The sequence below is a fragment of the Aequorivita sp. H23M31 genome (assembly GCF_004022485.1).
Classification (GTDB): Bacteria; Bacteroidota; Bacteroidia; order Flavobacteriales; family Flavobacteriaceae; genus Aequorivita; species Aequorivita ciconiae.
The window spans coordinates 3,522,027-3,543,012 of record NZ_CP034951.1 but is presented as its reverse complement, the minus strand read 5'-3'; the positions used below and the strand labels follow the sequence as shown (position 1 = coordinate 3,543,012).

At 36.3% G+C, this 20,986-nt stretch carries 12 protein-coding genes and 1 pseudogene; 6 read left to right on the top strand and 7 right to left on the bottom strand.

All coding sequences use genetic code 11. The features are described 5' to 3' along the window. The first annotated feature begins 113 nt into the window (after positions 1 to 113). A complete protein-coding gene (locus EI546_RS15410; protein WP_128251380.1) occupies positions 114 to 785 on the top strand; it encodes a DUF1853 family protein in 672 nt (223 codons plus the stop codon). Positions 786 to 959: 174 nt separating this feature from the next. On the opposite strand, the gene EI546_RS15405 is transcribed toward EI546_RS15410, so the two are convergent. Both EI546_RS15405 and EI546_RS15400 read right to left on the bottom strand, forming a co-directional pair. Continuing rightward, a complete protein-coding gene (locus EI546_RS15405; RefSeq protein ID WP_128251379.1) occupies positions 960 to 2,237 on the bottom strand; it encodes an OmpA family protein in 1,278 nt (425 codons plus the stop codon). A 540-nt stretch (positions 2,238 to 2,777) separates the two neighbouring features. After that, on the bottom strand, positions 2,778 to 7,049 hold the full coding sequence (locus EI546_RS15400; RefSeq protein ID WP_240673127.1) for a translocation/assembly module TamB domain-containing protein: 4,272 nt from the start codon (positions 7,047 to 7,049) through the stop codon (positions 2,778 to 2,780). A gap of 217 nt (positions 7,050 to 7,266) precedes the next feature. Here EI546_RS15400 and tsaD point away from each other — a divergent pair, with 217 nt between their 5' ends. The 4 genes from tsaD to EI546_RS15380 all read left to right on the top strand — a co-directional run bounded on the left by tsaD (position 7,267) and on the right by EI546_RS15380 (position 11,988). Continuing rightward, positions 7,267 to 8,289, top strand: coding sequence for a tRNA (adenosine(37)-N6)-threonylcarbamoyltransferase complex transferase subunit TsaD (gene tsaD, locus EI546_RS15395; RefSeq protein ID WP_128251377.1), 1,023 nt, complete (start codon positions 7,267 to 7,269; stop codon positions 8,287 to 8,289). 93 nt (positions 8,290 to 8,382) lie between these two features. Continuing rightward, a complete protein-coding gene (locus tag EI546_RS15390) occupies positions 8,383 to 9,096 on the top strand; it encodes a 16S rRNA (uracil(1498)-N(3))-methyltransferase (RefSeq protein WP_128251376.1) in 714 nt (237 codons plus the stop codon). 91 nt (positions 9,097 to 9,187) lie between these two features. Next, positions 9,188 to 10,828, top strand: coding sequence for a M1 family metallopeptidase (locus EI546_RS15385; protein ID WP_128251375.1), 1,641 nt, complete (start codon positions 9,188 to 9,190; stop codon positions 10,826 to 10,828). A 149-nt stretch (positions 10,829 to 10,977) separates the two neighbouring features. Continuing rightward, positions 10,978 to 11,988 (top strand): lipoate--protein ligase, encoded by a 1,011-nt coding sequence (locus tag EI546_RS15380; protein ID WP_128251374.1) that lies wholly within the window; start codon positions 10,978 to 10,980, stop codon positions 11,986 to 11,988. A 328-nt stretch (positions 11,989 to 12,316) separates the two neighbouring features. On the opposite strand, the gene azu is transcribed toward EI546_RS15380, so the two are convergent. From azu to EI546_RS15365, 3 genes are all read right to left on the bottom strand, one after another. Next, positions 12,317 to 12,835, bottom strand: a complete 519-nt coding sequence (gene azu, locus EI546_RS15375; RefSeq protein ID WP_128251373.1) for an azurin — start codon at positions 12,833 to 12,835, stop codon at positions 12,317 to 12,319. Positions 12,836 to 13,220: 385 nt separating this feature from the next. Then, the gene (locus EI546_RS15370) at positions 13,221 to 15,587 is read right to left on the bottom strand and encodes a GumC family protein (RefSeq protein WP_240673126.1); all 2,367 of its coding nucleotides are present in this window, start codon (positions 15,585 to 15,587) and stop codon (positions 13,221 to 13,223) included. 24 nt (positions 15,588 to 15,611) lie between these two features. Continuing rightward, entirely contained in the window at positions 15,612 to 16,394 is a 783-nt protein-coding gene (locus EI546_RS15365) for a polysaccharide biosynthesis/export family protein (protein WP_128251371.1), read from the bottom strand. Positions 16,395 to 16,978: 584 nt separating this feature from the next. On the opposite strand from EI546_RS15365, the gene kdsA reads away from it, so the two are divergent. Further along, positions 16,979 to 17,797: a 3-deoxy-8-phosphooctulonate synthase gene (gene kdsA / locus EI546_RS15360; protein WP_128251370.1), complete on the top strand. Its 819-nt coding sequence runs from the start codon at positions 16,979 to 16,981 to the stop codon at positions 17,795 to 17,797. Positions 17,798 to 19,657: 1,860 nt separating this feature from the next. Here the strand turns inward: kdsA and EI546_RS15355 are convergent. Next, positions 19,658 to 20,519: pseudogene (locus EI546_RS15355) on the bottom strand (reverse transcriptase domain-containing protein). 124 nt (positions 20,520 to 20,643) lie between these two features. Beyond that, positions 20,644 to 20,790 carry a hypothetical protein gene (locus EI546_RS16360; RefSeq protein WP_205649743.1) on the bottom strand — a complete coding sequence of 49 codons (147 nt, stop codon included), beginning with the start codon at positions 20,788 to 20,790 and terminating at the stop codon, positions 20,644 to 20,646. Between the last annotated feature and the right edge of the window lie 196 nt (positions 20,791 to 20,986).

Sequence of the window (20,986 nt, the reverse complement as noted above, 5' to 3'; positions counted from 1 at the left end):
TTCTACAAAATTTTATAAATGCTCCCGATTTAAAAATTAATTCGGAAAAATATCCCTATGAAGATTTCGATTTTTTAGAAGAAGAAATTGTTGGATGCCAGTTCAATTTTCCAATGAATTCAGTGCTCGGCATGCAAGCTGAAGCCTGTTTTGAGGCATTTTTGAAATGTTCAAAAATCTATAAACTTTTGACTTCAAATCTTCAGATACACGATAGCAATCAAACTTTGGGTGAGCTGGATTATATAGTCCGAGATTTAAAAACCCAAAATGTTTTGCATATAGAATTGGCTTGTAAATTCTATTTATATGATGAAACCGCGGGCATTTCCGAAGAAGAAAAATGGATCGGACCCAATAGAAAAGATCGACTGATAGATAAGTTGGAGAAATTAAAAGAGCAGCAATTTCCCTTAATTCATGCTCCGGAAACGCAACAGAAATTAAAGGATTTGAAAATCGAAATTCCTACCGAACAGAAGTTATGTTTAAAAGCGTTTCTCTTTTTACCAATTAAAATGGATCGTATTCATCTTCCAAAGAATTACAACGATTGCATTGTCGGCCATTGGATTAGAACTGACGATTTAAAAGAAGACAAAGCAGCTTTATATGCCATACCCCACAAAAAAGAGTGGCTTCTTCCCCTGGAAAATATTAGCGAGTGGTATTCTTTCCCCCAAATAATCCAAAGAATAGAAGAACAACTTCTAAATTTCAAATCTCCCTTGATATATAAGAAGACCAATCTCAAAATAGAAAAATTTTTCGTTGTTTGGTGGTAAAAATCCCTATTCCTCCAGCATTTCATTACATAAAATTCTTGCGGTGTAAGTGCAGGAAAGAATAAATTTAATTAAACATGGAACATACGAAGATGTCCAACGGAAATTAATAAATCACAAAAAAAAGACCTTCAATTACGAAGGCCTTTTTTGTTATGAGAAATTCTAAATTTATTATTTCAATTTGAATGTTACTCTTCTTACAAGTTGTCTAGCATCCTTTGAGTCTTTATCAACACTCTTATCTTGACCGCCACCACTATGGGTTAACCTACTTGGATCAACTCCAGTTGCTAACAAAATATCGTAAACTCTTTTCGCTCTTCTCTCAGAAAGCTTCTGATTGTATGCTGCATCGCCCATTTCATCTGCATAACCAATTAGCTCAGCATTTGCGGCTGGATTCTCTTTCATATACTTAACAAGGTAATTGATAGCATCCAATGAATAAGTTTCCGGTTGGTCATTGTTGAATTGGAAGTAAACATTAACGTAACCACTATCTATCAAGTGTCTAATGGCATTTGAGTATGCAGTACCCTCTTCAGATTCTCTATCAGCCTTAGAAACATACATTCTATTTAGTGAAGCTTCAAGTTCATCTGGAATTCCGTTGTTGTTTAAGTCAATAGCACGACCCTTAGTGTCGACTGCAACTCCAGATACTGTATTTGGCTCGCGGTCTAGATAATCTGGCACACCATCCTGGTCAGAGTCAATCATGTCAGTTTCAATTTTAGCAATTCTTGCCTCGATATCTTCCAAAACCTCATCACTTAGCGGAGCATCTGGTGCCCAATCAGCATGTACATCGTGTTTACCAAGATAGAAAGTTAATCCTAATGTAAGATTTACTAAGTTTCCTCCTACTCCCAAATTTGGATTCTTCATTGTACCATCCCAAGTATAATGCTGACGAATATGAGTAAGATATGATAGATCTGCTGAAATCGCAAATCTCTCTGACAATTTAAGTTGAGGGGTAACTCCTACAATTAAATGTAGCATTTGATCCATACCATCTTTCTCAATTGGCTCCTTTGCCTTTAGACCGGAATAACCTACCCCACCGTGTGCCAAAACACCGAAGGAATTAGTCCAAGATTTAAATTTTAGTAAAGATGTGAAATTGACAACGCCCTCTAAAGAAGCACGGTAGTATTCACTCTTAAAGGGAAGACTATTACCGGGAACTCCATTTCCATCTTCAAACCTGTTGTAACCCAGACCAAGTCTAACTCCAAATCGATTGTTCATCATATAGCGTATTCCAAGACTATAATGACCAAAGGCTGGTGTATTTGTATGATAACCCGGCGCTGCTGGTTCTCCCGGTTTATGAAGCCCTGCGCCTAATTCAATAGACCATTTATTAAAATCCTGGGAAAACTCCTCCTGTGCAAAGAACAGGGATGTAGTGAATAGAAATGTGATTAGTATAATTTTTTTCATAATGACTGGTTTTTAAGCGAAGATAGATATTTTTTTTATGATTCATAATATATTTCCGAAAATTTATAGTGGCAGCAAGCCCAAAAAACTCTTTAAATTCTCGAAATTTTAACTCTTCCTCAATGAATAAGGAAATTTTTATAGCGAAATTACCCTCTTTCTCATGGCTTTTTAATCCTATATATATTTGGACTTATTAGAATCTGAAGATTACAATAACGACAACAATAGGATTTATCTTCAATTTTTTAACAATGATACAGGTTTCCACATAAAAGTTTAGTTTCTCCTACCGAATTGCAATTTTAAAGTGTACTGAAAATTGCTTATTTATCGGAATTCGTTTTGTTCCTCTGAACAATATCGCTTTCCAGATTTAGAATTCACTAATATCTTAAAATTAAATACAATTAACAAATGTAAGAGACCATTTTTGAGTTTAAATTATGTTGATTAAAAGTTCTTCCAATTAGAAAACTAAAATCTTGCAGAAGTAAAATAATAATCGGTCGATTAATTGAGCGGGTAACATCCGACGGATTATTGTCCCTCCTGCTCAGATAAAGTTCCCTGATTGTTGCGATTTATTGGATACTCATTATCATCGGGTACTACGGGTAGAACATCACTTTCCTTTTCAATATTTCTTTGAAAAAGTTTCCACATCAATTCCTGAATTGTATTGAAGTCAACGGAGTAGGAAATCCCAGCCCCCTGTTCAAAAATTTGATCTTCCCCAATAAACTGAAGATCGGCCTGCCTATTGAAAAATTTCATCCTCAAGCTACCGTCCTCATTCATTAACCATTGCACTTCGATATCTCCAGCAACAGTAGTTTCGGTAGCACCACCAACGGGTACACCTACTTTCCCATTAATAAGGATTCGCTCATTTATTCGCGTACTTAAAGTTATACCAAAACGATCTGCCGTTTCCTGGTCTGGAGTATTGCTTCCCACGGAATAATCCAATCCTACCCTAAATTTACCATCTTGATCGGCGAAAAGGCTGTTTACCAGTCCCGAAACCCTATCCGCAACAGTGCCTGCAAAAGCATTTGTACCCGCATAATTGTCATTTACAAAAGAATTGGACGCTAGTAGAAACAAGGCTTGATTCTGCCTTTGTTCCTCAGTCTGCAATTTGAATTGAAGTTCACTTTTTAGGGTAGAACTCACCCGTGGGAATTCGATTTTAAATTTTAATTCTGGTTGCTCCAGCTGTCCATTCAAATCAACATAGACCTCCACAGGAATTTTGCGATTAACGGCGGGGTTATCCAATAATACTGAAGGATTCGCCTCAGTGTTATAAAGCGCGCTTAGTTCAAGGTTCGCTTTTTCCGGGGCACCGTCCCAAACAATACTTCCGCCAGGTACTACTTCAATATTTCTTTGGATGATACCACCATATCTGAAATCGAATTGTCCTTCAAAAACTACAAAATCTCCATACATCAAAAATTTTCCGGCCGTATCAATCCGTAAGAGCAATGTGCCACTACCCCGACCCTTTAAAGTGGAGTTGTTTGCTTGGTCCACTACTACTTCTACTTCAGCATTCTTGTTGATATTGAGATCGAATTCTAATGTCATCTTTTTAATTTCCGAAGAGACCACGGTCTCTCCCTCTATTCTTGCCCTTTTCTCTTCTGGTGAAAGAAAATGGACAAAAGAATCATCACTTATAGTCTCAGTTTCACTAATGGGTATTTTAAATGAAGTTCCCCTTTCAGTAGTTGCATCGGCCTTAATAACCAATTCATCTACGGGGCCTTGCATCGAAACAGAACCACTGATAAAAGCGGTTCCATAATATAAGGCATCTTCATCCTGGGGAGTGTCTAGGACCAATAAACGATCACTGGAATTGATATGCAGATCCAACTCCCAGTCTTTGAAATCGTGATGCGAGGCATTTCCATACAAGGTGCCCGATGAACCGTACTTTGTATCTGTTATTTTGGCGTTGCCTAATTCGAATTTGTTTTTTGAAACAACCACCTGGGTATTGTTTTCTATATCAAAATCGGTATTAAGATAGGGCACCTTTAATCCGCTATTTTCGAGAATAAACCTCCCCTTAATATCTGGCGATTTATAATCTCCTGACACAACGGCATTTCCCGATATCAGACCACGTATATCCGTAATAATATCTCCACCAAAAGGACTAAAGGCTTGAAGGTTGAATTTGTTTAGGTCAACATCCAGCTGGATTTGGGGATGTTTGGGAAGCACATCGATCCTTCCAACGGCATTAATCGACTTAACATTATTATTGGTGAGTGTGGTATTTATATCATATTTAGTGAGATCTTCGTTACCGTCAACGCTAATGTCCAAATCTCCAAAAGCAATATCATTGATTATTACGTTGTCAATTGCCACCGAGGAGATTGGATAGTATGCTCCATTTTTCTGCAGAAAGTCAAATTTTCCGTTCATATTTCCCTGCAGCCTTAGACTATCAAATTCTGGAGTTATGTTTCCAATGTTCACATCCCTAAACCGCAATTTCAAATCCTTATAAGTCGAATCGCGCATAATTCCAGCCATTTGAATAATCTCATTCTCATGACTTAACACAAGTGAATCTATCCTCAATTCCTTAAAATTATCATCAAAGACAACCTTATTTAAACGATTGTTATGCTCGTTAAGGTACCAAACATTGTCCTTGTAGGTTATATCCGATCTTTTTACACCTACAACAGATTTTCCATTGGGATTAATAGTGTGATAAAGGGAAAGGTTGAACAAATCTTTATGCTGTTCTCCTCCCTTAAATTCCGCACGGACGTACATTGTGTCATTTAGAGTTTTGTTTATTACGTTAACATCGGTCAAATCGTAAAAGCCGAAATTGACATTTTCCGCAGCTATATATGTGTTGAACAAGGGATTATCATTATCCATCTGTACATTCAATTTGCTAATGTAGTTATTAAACAAAACGATCTCTGGCGAACGAAAATCGAGTTCGAATTTCGATTTATCTGAAAATACCGCGCCCTTAATCTTTGTATTATCTCCCAACTTTAATTGCGGAACAAATACATCCACAATTTTATTATACACCACAAACTCATAATTAATATATTGGTTAGTGGTTACTTCTCTCGGAATATAATTGGCATAAATACTGGCAACTCCATTTTGGAAAAGGTTTGGAATATCCTCAATCAAAAATTCACCTGAAATCTGCCCATTAATGATATCTGGCGAATTAATTTTAATTGTGCGCACTTTCTCATCAAAGAATGAGGTAATGGTAAAATCATCGAAATAGAAATAATCACGTTCATTTTGATAAAATGTTTGATTGAAATTAATAGTTCCCTCAACATCGTCTATTGTTTTCCCTTCCATATCTACAACGACTTTACCAGTGAAAACCGAAATGCTATCCCGAGTAACGAGATTTAACTTATTCAATTCGGCAAAATCTACATCTAGTTCGAAATCTAGTTTGTTATTATCAGTAGAAGCATCTATTATGCCCATAAATTCCATTTTTAAATTCGGATCATCTATAGATAATTCCCCATTAAAAAGTGGATTTTTTAAGTTTCCAGAAACCTTTATTTTTTGGTAATTATACCCCTCAAAGGCGAACGAGGAAATGGAACCCGTTATTTCGGTATTGACATTCTCCTGCCTAAATCCACGTCCATCAAAATTAAGATTACCGGAAATCTTTCCTATTGAGGTGGTTTTGGATATTTTTCCCAGATTAAAATTACGGAGTACTACATTTCCGTTATAATATGCATTATTTATATCCTGTATATTTCCTATTTTCAAATCCACATTCACTTGACCGATAGCACTAGATAAATAGCTTTTGGTTATAACCTCATCATTAATAATGGAAGTATTACCGGTGAAATTAAATCTTCCCAGTTGTTTAAGCTCACCTGGAATAACCTCACCTAAAAGCTGTGGCATAAAACGTCTCAAATCAAAATAGTTTGTAGTGATCTGATGGTTTCTTGCGGTGATACTGAAACCATTATCGGGATCGAGAAGATTCTTAAAAGCAAAATCTCCCTGTATGTGAGTGTCGGAGGATTCCAATGTTAGATTGTCAGTAGAAAAATCATTAAGAGTTCCTACTAAATGCGTATTCACGAAAAACAATTGATCTGGACCAAATTCATTATAGAAGTGATTCAGATCGTTCGTTGAAATCTCGGAATTTTCGAGATTTGCTGTTATTAACACCTCATTTGCAAAATCTGCCATTCCGTTTTTTGAAAAATCGAGATCGATATCTCCAATAATCTGCGACTCCAAAGTTTCGAGTCGCATCTTTTTCAGTGTAATATTTGTAGAAGAATATAGAAAATCACCTTTTAGGTCTTGGATATTTAAACCCCAGCTGGAGTTAAGTGATAAGCCAACAATATTCCCCTTTATATCAGAGTCATCGACATTGAAATTTTTTGCGTGTACATTAACCTTTGTAAATTTAAGAATTTCGGGATTATCGTGATTTTCATCGACTACTTTTACAAGAGTATTTCTGGCGATTACTTCATTGCTAAATAGCCAAAATGGAGAAGTTGGCTCCTTTCCCGTTTCAAACTTTTGCGCAAAAATCGAAAGATTATCCGTCTCTTCATCTTTATAAGTTTTCACGTAAAGCTTGGCATTATTAAGTGCTATTTTACCAAAGCCCAACCTGCCGTGGATGAGGTTGGGAAAATTGAGGATATTTGTTTGTAATTCGTGACTGTAAATTAGGGTGTCTTGGTGATGGTCTGCAATATATACATCGCGTATATCAACCTCACCTTTCCAGTTCAAGCCAATCCGTTTTATATTGATATCAGTACCATAAGTTTCATTAAGATTGTCAGTAACTTTTTTCGCTGCCCAGGTTTGAACTGATGGTATTGAAAAAACTATAATCAAAAGCAGTAACAGCAGTACAAAGAATGCAAAGATTCGAAGTATTATTTTGCGAAGTTTTTTGATACGCTTTTAATGTTTTAATTTTACCCCTCCTAAAAATTTCCCTGCTTTGAAGCAAAAAGACTGCTATATTCTTGGTATTGAATCTTCCTGTGATGACACGGCAGCGGCCGTTATCAACAACGGAAGAATACTCAGCAATGTTGTTGCCACTCAAGAAATTCATGAACAATATGGAGGTGTTGTTCCTGAGCTCGCCTCGCGGGCGCACCAACAAAATATCGTTCCTGTAGTGCACCAAGCTTTACGCAAGGCAAATATCGACAAAAATCATTTATCTGCTATTGCATTTACTCGCGGTCCTGGCTTAATGGGCTCATTATTGGTGGGAACCTCCTTTTCAAAATCCCTGGCTTTAGGTTTGGGAATCCCATTGATTGATGTGGACCATCTTCAAGCTCATATTTTGGCGCATTTTATAAAAATCGATGGCCAAACTCCCCCAAATTTTCCGTTTCTGGCTTTGACCATTAGTGGTGGGCATACCCAAATTGTAAAGGTAACTGACTATTTTGAGATGGAAATTATTGGCCAAACTATTGATGATGCCGTGGGAGAAGCCTACGATAAGAGCGCAAAGATATTAGGTCTTCCCTATCCTGGAGGGCCTTTGGTGGATAAATATGCGCAAATAGGAAATCCAAAGGCTTTTAAATTTCCAAAACCGAAGGTTGGTCCGATGGATTTTAGTTTTAGTGGTTTAAAAACGTCGATACTCTATTTCGTTGAAAAAGAAACTCATAAAAACCCCAATTTTATTTCTGAAAATATTGCTGATATCTGCGCCAGTATTCAATTTACTATTGTAGAATATTTAATGGACAAGCTCAAAAATGCCGTTAAACAAACAGGGATAAAGGAAATTGCAATTGGCGGTGGGGTTTCGGCTAATTCTGGTATTCGGGAAGCTTTAAAAGGAGCCGAAAAAAAATACGGATGGAAAACACACATCCCAAAATTTGAATTCTGTACTGACAATGCTGCCATGATTGCAATAGTAGGTGAATTGAAATATAAAAATCATAATTTTGCCAAAAACAGTGTCATTGCATCAGCGCGAATGAAATTTTGATTGTTACTTCAGTCTTGAAAAGAAACGTATATTCGATAAATTGCTATTTACCGAAAAAATGAAATTACCCCACCCCAATTAAATCTAAAAAAAATGCAACTTTTCTACAATCCCAATATATTAGATTCTGAAAAGCAAGTAACTTTTGACAAGGAAGAAAGCAAACACATTGTGAGGGTTTTACGAATGAAAGAAGGAGATTGTTTCAAGATTACCAATGGAAAAGGGTTGATATTTGAGGCAGAAATTATTAGTGCCCAACCAAAAGAGTGTATAGCTCAAATCTTATCACAAGAGATTCTTGAGCCAATGAAATACCACCTTCATTTAGCTGTCGCACCAACAAAATTGAATGATAGATACGAATGGTTTTTAGAAAAGGCTACCGAAATTGGAATTTCTGAAATCACCCCTCTAATTTGTGACCATAGCGAACGAAAGACCATTAAACTGGAGCGATATGAAAAAATCATTCAGAGTGCAATGAAACAATCCTTAAAGGCATATATACCTACATTGAATGAAGTAATCTCTTTTACGGATTTCATGAATTCCGAATTTCCAAAAACAATGAAGTTTATAGCCCATTGTGAGAATACGGATAAAAAGTCATTAAAATCATTATTAACTCCCAAGAAAAATATCACGATATTGATTGGACCAGAAGGTGATTTTTCTCCCGAGGAAATCCAATTAGCAAAGAAAAATGGTTTTTCACCGGTTACCTTGGGTGAAAGTAGATTGAGAACGGAGACAGCAGCTATCGTTGCTTGCCACAGCGTCGCTTTCGTGAATGAATTAAACTGATCAACAAATTTTAAAATCCATCCATTACTTAGGTTTTTTTCTTTCTTAGATTGTCTGCTCTTCTTTTTTGGTATTTTTATAAAAAAATGAAATGAAAAACCATCTATATCTTATCATTTTATTTATCAGCTTGTCCGTTTCAGCTCAAGAATATACCAGAGCGGACACATTACGTGGAAGTATTACTCCAGAACGGGCTTGGTGGGACGTAATGCATTATGACCTAAATATTACGGTAAACCCATCCATACAAAGCATCAAAGGAAGTAATACAATTACCTATAAAGTAATTGATTCGAAAAATATTATGCAAATTGATCTTCAAGTTCCAATGAAGATTGAAAAAGCAACCCAAAATGGAAAGGAATTATCTGTCAAAAATGATGGAAATGCACATTTTTTAAATCTTCAACAACCTCAAATAAAAGGTAAGGAATATGAATTGACCATTTATTTTTCGGGAAAACCTAAAGTTGCAAAGCGTCCACCTTGGGATGGAGGATTTACGTGGATCAAAGACAGCAACGGCAACGATTTTATAGCAAACTCTAATCAGGGAATTGGAGCTAGTGTATGGTGGCCCTTAAAGGATCATCCCTCAGACGAACCCGACCGTGGGGTTACTATAGCGGTTACTGCTCCAAAAGACTTAATGGATGTAAGCAATGGAAAATTAAAAAAAGTAACAGAAAATAAGAAAACCAAAACTTGGTTGTGGGAAGTTGTAAATCCAATTAATACGTACGGCGTAAATATAAATATTGGAGATTATATCCATTGGGCTGAAACGTTTAGAGGAGAAAAAGGGCCACTTGATCTCAATTATTATGCAATACGCGAAAATGAGGCAAAAGCAAAGCAGCAGTTTAACCAAGTCCCCAAGATGTTAAAAGCTTTCGAATATTGGTTTGGACCATATCCCTTTTACGAAGATGGTTATAAACTGGTTGAAGCTCCATATTTGGGAATGGAACACCAAAGCAGTATAACTTACGGAAACGGCTTCAAAAATGGCTACTTGGGTAAAGATCTTTCCGGTTCTGGTTGGGGATTGAAATTCGATTTTATAATTATTCACGAAAGCGCCCATGAATGGTTCGCCAATAACATAACAAATAAAGATGTTGCCGATATGTGGGTGCATGAAGGATTTACCTGTTATGCAGAAAATCTATATCTCGATTATTACTTCGGAAAAAAAGCTTCCTCGGAATACGTTATTGGTCTCAGGAAAAATATATTGAACGACAGACCCATAATTGGTCATTACAATGTCGATGGTCGTGGAAGTAGTGATATTTATTATAAAGGTGCCAATATTCTTCATACAATACGGCAATTGATAGATAATGATAAAAAATGGCGAAAGATATTGCGAGGACTAAACCAAGAATTCTACCATCAAACAGTAACAACCAAGCAAGTCGAGGAATACATCTCAGCAAAAAGCGGAATGAATCTCAATGTATTTTGGAACCAATATCTAAGGACTACAACAATTCCGGAAGTTGAATATAAAGTAGAGAGTAAAACCCTAAAATATAGATATGTGGATATTCTTGAAAATTTTGAAATGCCGGTAATCGCAGTTTTAAATGGAAAGGAAGTTTGGATACATCCCACTGCGGAATGGAAGACTCTTGAAATCCATCAAACTTTAAAATCTGTGGAGATTAAAAAGGACTTCTATGTAAATTCCAAGGAGATCAAGGCGAATACATTTCCAAAATAAAGAATAATTTTATGCAAATTTCAAGCTATTACCAAAACCTCTAATGCCATCAATCACAACGATTAGTCTATACTTTTATTTCAAATGTTTAGGATGGTTTTCAGGAAAACTTAGCAACGTTTAGTATCTTTGCACATAAATAAATTTATATGATCTTTCTTGATAATGAGGGTATAACCAACCCCAAGTTAAACCTTGCATTGGAGGAATATGCTTTGCGAAATTTTAGTGCAGATTCCGATTATTTATTATTCTACATCAATGAACCTTCTATAATTATTGGGCGAAACCAAAATACCTTGGAAGAGGTTAACCAAAATTATGTAGAAGAGAATAATATTCACGTTGTGAGAAGAGTATCTGGCGGCGGGGCTGTATATCATGATTTTGGAAACCTGAATTTTAGCTTCATCACCGATCATGATGTTAAAAGCCTTAATAATTTTAAAAAATTTACCGAACCGGTTATACGCGTTTTAAAGAGCTTGGGTCTTGATGCAGAACTGAAGGGCCGGAACGATATCCTAATAGGGGACAAGAAAATATCAGGAACAGCGCAGTTTTCAACCGGAAAACGAATGGTAAGTCACGGCACGCTTTTATTTGATACGGATCTTGCAGAGGTAGCAAATGCACTTACTGTTAAAATGAGCAAGATCGAATCTAAAGGACATAAATCCGTTAGAAGTCGAGTTGCGAATATATCCGAATTCCTGAAGGAACCTCTTACAATTGAAAAATTCAGAAATCTTCTACTCGAGGGACTTTATGAGCATAGTGCTGGATTTGAAACCTATCATTTAACCTCTGGAGAATGGAAGGAAGTTCATCAGCTCAAAGAGGAGAAATATGACACCTGGAATTGGAATTACGGTCGATCACCAAAATTCAATATTCATCGTACCCGTCGTTTTCCTGTGGGTGAAATAGATCTTAGAATTTTTGTAGAAAAAGGAAATATCGAAAATTTTAAAATTTTCGGAGATTTCTTTGGAAAGGAGCCTGTAGAGAAATTGGAAAAACTTTTAAAAGGGGCACGCTATGAAAAATTGGAAATAGAGGATATATTAAAGGACATTGAATTAAGAGAGTATTTCGGTGACATCCCAAAAATCGATTTTATCGAATTGATTTATGGGGAAGATAAGATAGAAATTTAAACTTTTGGTTTTCAAGTGAAAACTAAGTACAAGATTGCGTTATTGATTATCGCAGCACTGATAACAATCTTTGGCGTTATTTCAGGCAAGTTTCTTTTCTTATTTATCTGGTTGCCCTTGGGATTTCTGTTGGATTATAGGGACAAATCCGAATAAATAGACTTTATTTTTAAATTTTTATAGGCGCAGAATCGTGAATATTTTCTATCAGTGCCTACTGGTCTAAACGGATAATGATTTACTAGAATATTTCTATCTCAATTAATATCCATTAAAAAAGGATCACAATTTGTGACCCTTTTTTAATATAATTTAATTCCTTGGGATATTATTCTACGATAAACTTACCATTCATTAGAGCATAATGGCCAGGAAAAGTACACATAAAAGTATAGGTTCCTGGAGCCGGAGCATCAAATTCAATTGTGTCACTTTCTCCACCACCTAACATCTTAGTGTGTGCAATGATATCACCCTTAACACTATCTGGAAAATTGTCGTGATCTTGAGCTTCTGCAGTGGCTTGGCCTACAGTAGCCATATCAACACCTTTTTTAAGTAATACCCAATCGTGACCCATTACACTTTTATCCATCGTTCCAACGTGTTTCAAAGTAAGTCTAACTTTTTGACCAGCTTTAACACGAATTTCGCTCTTATCGAACTTCATTTGGTCATTTGCTGTAATTGTTACATCTGCAACGGAATTATCAGTTGCGTCGTCTTTAGCAGGAGTTGTTTCCTCCACCTTAGTACCAATCTGCATATCGTCAGAAGTCTTTTCCTTTTTGTTATCGCCACAGCTAATAATTAAAGCAGCAGCAAATATTAGAATCAGTTTATTCATTGTTGTATAGTTTAGTTATTTTTAAATATGGAACAAAATTAGCCTCAATTTTCAGGATTACAAAATATAGATTGAAATTTTTGCTTTAATTTAAGAAAACTACAACATTTCGAATACTTTATGAAATGAAATATTCGTCTATAGAGGTAAAAATTAATAACCAATTTGGAAATAAGAAGGCATATTCCATCATAAATTTCAATAAAACCAGATTAAACAAAAAGCACCGAGTTGGTTCTAATCAAAAAAAATGGTCGTTTTCCAAATAGAAAATGACCATTATTATTTTTGGGAATCAAATCCACTAAGTGAAATCCTGGAAATCTTAGAAAATAAGGTCTTTCCTTAAAAATTCCCCTGAGTAACTATCTCAGAATTAAATTATTTAAAAACTTTTCTTGAACCTTTCCCATAAAGTTGGTTCTTTGGCTCCATAGATATAACTATATTTATTACCATAACCGTAATTGGCTTCACTTACATCATTGAGTACAAATGCCATTCTATCGAGCTTTTTAGTTTTTACACTTTCCAATGGAAATTCCAGAAGTCGTTTCTCAGTAAAACCGGCCCTGACCACATATAATGTAACATCAGCGTACTTTTGGATCAAGAAAGTATCGGTCACCAACATACAAGGAGCGGTGTCCACAATTACATAATCAAAATTTTGCTTTAATTCAGCAAACATTTTCTTGGTCCCAGAACGCATCCAAAGTTCTGCAGGGTTAGGAGGAATAGTCCCCGAAAATAAAAGACTCAAATTTGGATTTTCTTCCGAGGGAACAATATAATCAAAAACACTCGGTTCATTTTCGTTCACCAAGAACTCTACAACCCCATTCTTATATGGAATCCCTGGCGTGTATCGATGTAATTTAGGGTTTCTCACGTCTCCTCCTACAATTACAACCCTGGCGCCAGAATAAGCCAATGTTAATGCAAGGTTATAAGCTACAAGCGTTTTTCCTTCTCCTTTAATAGTAGAAGTCACAAAAATTGTCCTTCCTCTATTTTCATTTTCCTCTGAGTTGTTAACATACAAATATTCCAGATTGGTACGTAAAATCCTAAAGGATTCTGCTAAAATTGAACGGTCATTTTTCTCGATAATCTCCGAGTCGGTTCTCAACAATTGGGGAATTTCTCCAACTACTGGAATAGTATTTGCCCGACGTTCTATGTACCCCCTATGACGGATTTTGTTGTCAATTAGATTCTTTAGGTAAATAAAACCAAATGGAATTAACAAACCAATTATCAGCGCAATGAGAATGACAATATTATTTCTTGGGAATACAGGAGCCCGCATTGTATAGGCATAGTCTACTACTTTTGCTTTTGGAGTAGTAACAGCTAGAGAAATAGCATTTTCCTCTCTTTTTTGCAACAAGTATAAATAAAGGGCTTCTTTAACATTTTGCTGGCGAGTAATACTACGAAAAGTCTTTTCCTTGGAAGGAATGGACATTATCTTTGAACCTATATTATTTTCTTGTGACCGAAGATCACTTTTTGCAATTTCCAAGGAAGTTTTAGCATTAAAAAGACTTCCTAAAATGGTCCCTTTAAGTGAGGCAATTTGGGTATTTAAATCCACTACTGCAGGGTTCCTTTCTGTCGAGCTCGCCAATATCCTATTTCGTTGAAGAACCAATTGATTATAGGAAGCAATTGCACTAGCAACCCCCTCAGCTTCTACACCGAGATTAGTAGGCAAAAGGTCAGATTCCGTACCCTTTCTAACATAATCCGTCATTGTCCTTACTAATTCAAGTTGCATCTCCACGTCCACAAGTCGTTTATAATACTCGCTAGCATTATTAAGAAACATTTCTCCCTCCACGGCAATGTCGGTTAATCTATTCTCCTGTTTGAAATCGACTTTTCCAGTTTCAACCGAATCCAATTCCTTTGTTATGATCTCCAAACGACCTTTTATAAATTCGGCAGTATTCTCCGCTACCATGTTACGGTCGTCCATTGCATCTTGATTATATTGTCGAATCAATTCATTTAAAATATCCTCCGCTTTTTGAGGAATTGGAGAGGTCAGTGATAGCTGAATCACACTACTTAAATCGCCCATTTGCTCTACTCCAATCCCCTGGCGATAATAACCACCTATTGCCGAGATACTGCTAATTTCGACTCGTATTGGAGTTAAATGTTCAGTTCCTTCTCTTTTTAAAATATCCAAATTTGGGGTTATCATAATATTCCCAATTGGCAGAGCTATCCGCTTTCCAAAATTATATTCAGTTTTCTCCATTATCTCGTCATCCCATAGTTCAAATTTCTTATCGGATATAGTAGAAACATAAAATGGTGGCGATGAATATTTAAGTGAATCTGGTGGAGATAGTATTGTAATTCGAAATGGTACATTTTTGTACCGCTCCGTTGTACTAATATTGCCCTCACTGTAATACCTAATATCTAGATTTAACTCCTTAGCTACTCGTTCCGTGATTGTTTTGGATTTCAATATCAACAATTCATTTTCAAAACCAGATTGGTTCATACTTCCTGTTAAGCCCAGATCCTGAAAAGCTGCCAATTCCGACAACGAACTATTTTTTTCATCTTTAATAAGAATAGTGGCCGTTGATTTATATATTGGGGTAGCATATCTTAAATAAATAAAGGATGCCAAAAGAGCCATTATAGCGAATAAAACGAACCAAACCCAGTTTCGTGTATATAGTTCTATTTGTTCCCTAAGGGTTATTTCGTGGCTCTCTTGAGCCATATTTTGCGAATCTTCCATTAAAATTTATCTGGTTATTAATACAACTACGGAAAGTAGCAATGAAGCAATACTAACATACACTCCCGCATTTCTGTTAAAAGCAGCAGACTGACGTTGGGCATTATTGGGCTCAACATAGACAACGTCATTTTGTTTCAAATAATAATACTCTGAATTCATTAGCTCTGCACTGGTAAAATCAAGATATGCATAACTTTTCGAGTCACCATTTTCTCTAATAACTAAAACATTATTACGTTTTCCATAAATGGACAGATCGCCAGCCAAACCTACTGCTTCAGTAATAGAAATTTTTTCTCCGGTAACAGGGTATGTACCAGGTCTATTAACTTCTCCGAGCACGCTTACGGTAAAATTCAATAGACGTATATTTACAATGGGATCCTTTATATAATCGCTGAGCTCCTTTGTTAAATATTCATTTAGTTCCTTCGGAGTCATCCCCTCAACTTTAATTTCTCCTAACTCGGGAAAATTTATATTACCCATTGGGTCAACTACATATCCAACTTGCTGGAGCTGAGTATTCCCATAATCAAAAGCTCCAGGCATTGGACGAGCCTCAATAATTACGTTGAAAGGTCGAGCTGCCTCAAGAGTTGAAGCCGAGACCATTATACCGATTAAATCATTTGATTTAAAGGTTAAAGATGGCTGAGCAATACTGGACTTTTCGGCCAATTTTTCAATATCTTGAAAATAGACAATCTTTTCTCGCGAGACACAAGAGGAAAACAAACTCAGGATCATAACGAGGAAAAGAACGTGGGAAGATCTAAATTTCATAAAAAAACTTTTTGCGACAAATATAGTTTATTCTTTTTTAACAAAGATCGAGTATTGGGGATTCGTTAGAAAAAAAGATATGCAATATAGGAGCTAAAAATGTTGGTGTTTTCCAAGGTTTGAAAGTTTATCTTCTCCAATACAAATGTCCAAACGTCTTGATGAACAATCAAATAAAATGACTCTTCTGGCAATTATTTTATTAATAAATAATTAAAGACAATATATATTCCTATCGCTTGTGGTGGCGATTGGAAAGTTATTGGTAGCTTCATTAATATAGAAAACAGTGGTTCCTGCAATTTGTTCTGGAATATCTCATATTGACGGTAGTGCCGTTCGGTATAATACCTAAGACCTCTTTTTCTCCTATATCTGCGAGTCTTAAAAGAAACTCGCGCGCAATCGTTTTAAATAAGTTGATTACCTTTGGTGGATTGAAATTTAAGTACTTATTTTTCAGAATTAAATAATTGACAACCATCTAGATTATGTGGGGTTGCAATCGTCGTTATTTTAAATAAATACCCATTGCCCAATTCGTAATTAACGAGAACCAGAGAGAAATTAATTAATCCAGCAAAATGAAACTAGCGCTCATTCCTAAGATAAAACATGCAACCTCCAATAACTTTTTTCTTCTCGCAGGCCCCTGCGCGATCGAAGGTGAGGAAATGGCCCTGCATATCGCTGAAAAAATTGTTACAATTACTGATAAACTGGGAATACCATACATTTTTAAGGGAAGCTTCAAAAAAGCCAATCGAAGCCGTATAGATAGCTTCACGGGTATTGGTGATGAAAAAGCATTAAAAATCCTAAAGAAAGTTTCCGAAACCTTTAATGTTCCAACGGTTACGGATATTCATGATGTTAGTGACGCCTCTATGGCAGCAGAATATGTGGATGTTTTGCAAATTCCAGCATTTCTAGTTCGACAAACAGATTTGGTGGTTGCAGCTGCGGAAACAGGGAAAGTAGTAAACTTAAAAAAAGGTCAATTCATGAGTCCCGAGAGCATGAAATATGCCGTTACCAAGGTAACAGATTGCAAAAACAACCAGATACTTATAACTGATCGCGGGACTATGTTTGGCTATCAAGACATGATTGTGGATTTTCGTGGGATCCCAACAATGAAACAGTTTGCCCCTGTTGTACTAGATGTAACGCACAGCTTACAGCAACCCAATCAAAGTGCTGGTGTTACTGGAGGAAGGCCAGAAATGATTTCTACTATTGCGAGAGCAGGAATTGCTACTGGAGCGGATGGAATTTTTATTGAAACTCATTTCGATCCTGCCCATGCCAAAAGTGATGGCGCCAATATGCTCAATTTAAATCTTCTGGAAAAGTTACTTACCGATCTCGTTGCGATTCGCAAAACCATTAATCAATTGTAGCAAATTTATTGAAAAAAATAAAATAGCTTGATTTCAAAATTAAAGAGATTTCTTAATATATCCAGTTTCCTTCGAACATTTTATATTGAAAATTCAAGTAGGGTTTGGGTTAAAAGAGAGATTTTTCTAGTCATTTTTAACCCAAGAAAATGTATTTAATTAAGTTTAGATTATTAAAATAAAAATACCCTGCTTCATAAAGAACAGGGTATTTTGGCTAATACTAACACTTCATCAAACGAGAATTCTATTCCGAATCTTAATCCCACTTATAAAATATTCATCTCCCCAAATCGATCGTTTGGAATTAATGTTAAGACTAATTTTTCCAAAAAAATCAAATAAAAAGCTTTTATTAAAATTATTTTTTCTATTAAGAGCTACAAAAGATGATAAATATCAATTAAAATGGTTGCCTATTCGAGGGGCAACCTTTGTATTCATTAATATTTAAAAACCACATTAATCTAATAAGCCTCACAAAGATGCCCCATTTTTCAAATATTCTCAAGAGGTATTTGCCCCATATTATTAAGTATTTTTCCTATCTCGCAATTTTTTTAAAAATCTATTATTCCTCAGCTTTTATTTAGTCCACTTAACATATTAAAGAAATTCAATTTGGGATCCAGAGTTATTAAAAAATTCTGAATTTAGGACATCTAATTGAAATCAATAATTTCACGGTAGTCAGAACTTTTATTTTACTTTTAAAAGTTTTCTTGGAGTTTAAAGACGTTCAGTATTCAAAAAAGAGGTCGTTTTATTGATTCAAATTCTGCCAGAAATGAAATTTGATTATATAAAACGATGTATACACCAAAGTAAAAGGGATCTTGCCTATACAGTGATTTGATGATTTTGGAATATTACGTATAAGAATAAAAAAAGGTCATCCCGATTTATCCAGGCGACCTTTTTTCAAATCAACTTTATGTTAACTCCCCAATTAATTATAAAGTATAACAAAGATGCAATAAACCTCATCTCGAATCAAGAGGATTTTTCCTCTAATTCCCTAGGTTTTTCCCCATTAGCAAAAATAGAAGGTATTAATTTTTCTCATCATCCGCATCTGAGGAAAATCTTGATTCTACGGTCAAATCCAAAAGATCTCATTGCCCTAGTGAAGCAAGAGTGGGTCCTAAAAATATTCAAAATAGATTGGAAGGTTCGCCAAGAGCCAGAATCTTAGCTGGCGTATGGAATTTCTATTTACGAAAAATCGCAATTTGGGATCAACCAAAATGTGAATTATAGAATCTCATAGTCGAATTTTGAATTATCACAACTTTTTTTTAATAATAAAAAAAGAAATGCTTTTGATACTATAACACATATTTGAATTTTTGAGAGCGAAGCAGGATTAATTATTTACTTTGAAATTGAAAAAAAAAGGTTGAATGCTTTCACAAACAACCTTTTCTTAAACTCAACTTTATGTTAACTCCCCAATTAATTATAAAGTAAAACAAAGATGTAATATATCTTTATTCAAGACAAGAGGGTTTTTCCCCTTTTATTAAGTATTTCGCCTATTTAGAAAGGAAATTCCTACCAACATGATTCTGGGAAAATTTATTCCGGTTTAAATAAAATTAGATAGGACGCTATTTACCTAAATAGGTTTCAGTACGCAAAGAGCTACTAAAAGTAGTAACAACGACAAACAATCGAGTAGGAAGCAAAGGTAGGTGATCATTCCTAACTTTGATGTCATCTCACACCACCCAACGTACGTCTCTCGTATTAGGCGGTTTTCTCAATGGTGAACCGTAATTGGCTGTTAAACTATACAATCCCCTTTTCTTGAACCATTTCAGGTTCATTCCCTCGTGTGCAGTGTGGGTCATTGACAACCTAAACCATCCTCTGGAACTTCCTGCTGTTGTCCAACTTCGGTTCCAGGGGACGCCCAATTTTGTCAAAAACCTTGCCCAATGCCCGTTTGCATTGTTTTAAACGGTAGCACCTTAATCTCCGACGCAGCCAAGCTTCTGTTCCGCCTAAACGGTTTCTCATTTTTGCATATTTGAAGTAGTTCAGCCAACCGAAGAACAGGGTTTAATTCACTTATCATTTGCTCAAAGCTGATGCCCCTGTTGCGTTTGGTAAGCTGTTTAAGTTTCGCCTTGAAGCGTTGTAAGCTCTTTCGGATCAGTCCTAAACTTCCGTCCATTAAAATGCTATGTCCAGGAAAACTGAGTTGATAAGGTCGGATGATTTGGCTCTTTTCTTTGTTTATCTTTAGCCGCATTCGGTTTTCGATAAACTCTGAAGGGCTTTTCATCACTCGTTCTGATGCCAGTTCGCTCCCGACCATGATAATAATGTCCTCGGCATATCGCACAAAACCGTGTCCTCTTCGCTCCAGTTCCTTGTCCCGTTCGTCTAAAACGATATTGGACAGTAGCGGGGACAACGGAATGCCCTGTGGCGTCCCATTTACCCGCTGACTGGTCATTCCTCCGCTCAACATTCCTGTCCGAAGGAATTTCCCAATCAGTTTAAGCACTTTCTTGTCGCCAATACGGGTGCTTAGCTGCCACAGCAAACAATCGTGGTTCACTTCGTCAAAGAATTTCGCCAAGTCTATATCGACGCTCCTATTCTTGCCCTCTGCTACATAACCACCTGCTTTGCGCAGTGCCTGATGGGCATTGCGCTTGGGGCGAAAGCCGTAGCTGGGGTCTGAGAATGTGGGGCCATAGCGTTTTGACAATACTTGGCTTATAGATTGTTGTACCAAGCGGTCTTTAACCGTGGGATGCCGAACTGGCGTTTACCGCCGTTCGGTTTGGTTATCAATACCTCTTTAACTGCCGTAACCTGATAGGTGCCTGCCATTAACTGGTGTTGAAGTCCTTGGTAGTGGGTGGAAAACCACCCCCTAATTCTTCAACGTTTATTCCGTCAATGCCTGCACTGCCCTTGTTACTGATTACTTTCCGCAATGCGGTATCAAGATTCTTTAAGTCCGCTATCTCACTCATCAAATCTTGGGTCAAGGCTCGTTCTTTTCTGCACCTCGACAGCCACTCACGCCTTACCAGACCGCTTCGGACACTGAATATGTCAGTGCCTTCCACCGTTTGGTTACACTCCCATTCGTCAAAAAGACCCATCTGAGAGCTTTCGTATTTTTCTGGCTTCATCATAGATGTTACGATTTACAGAACTACTGCTCCT

What these genes read in the sequence shown, in the direction of transcription:
- EI546_RS15385 (WP_128251375.1), top strand. Translation starts at nt 9,188, where the DNA reads ATGAAAAACCATCTATATCTTATCATTTTATTTATCAGCTTGTCCGTT.
- EI546_RS15365 (WP_128251371.1), bottom strand. Translation starts at nt 16,394, where the DNA reads ATGAAATTTAGATCTTCCCACGTTCTTTTCCTCGTTATGATCCTGAGT.
- azu (WP_128251373.1), bottom strand. Translation starts at nt 12,835, where the DNA reads ATGAATAAACTGATTCTAATATTTGCTGCTGCTTTAATTATTAGCTGT.
- EI546_RS15405 (WP_128251379.1), bottom strand. Translation starts at nt 2,237, where the DNA reads ATGAAAAAAATTATACTAATCACATTTCTATTCACTACATCCCTGTTC.
- kdsA (WP_128251370.1), top strand. Translation starts at nt 16,979, where the DNA reads ATGAAACTAGCGCTCATTCCTAAGATAAAACATGCAACCTCCAATAAC.
- EI546_RS15410 (WP_128251380.1), top strand. Translation starts at nt 114, where the DNA reads ATGAATTCAGTGCTCGGCATGCAAGCTGAAGCCTGTTTTGAGGCATTT.
- EI546_RS15370 (WP_240673126.1), bottom strand. Translation starts at nt 15,587, where the DNA reads ATGGCTCAAGAGAGCCACGAAATAACCCTTAGGGAACAAATAGAACTA.
- EI546_RS16360 (WP_205649743.1), bottom strand. Translation starts at nt 20,790, where the DNA reads ATGAGTGAGATAGCGGACTTAAAGAATCTTGATACCGCATTGCGGAAA.
- EI546_RS15390 (WP_128251376.1), top strand. Translation starts at nt 8,383, where the DNA reads ATGCAACTTTTCTACAATCCCAATATATTAGATTCTGAAAAGCAAGTA.
- EI546_RS15380 (WP_128251374.1), top strand. Translation starts at nt 10,978, where the DNA reads ATGATCTTTCTTGATAATGAGGGTATAACCAACCCCAAGTTAAACCTT.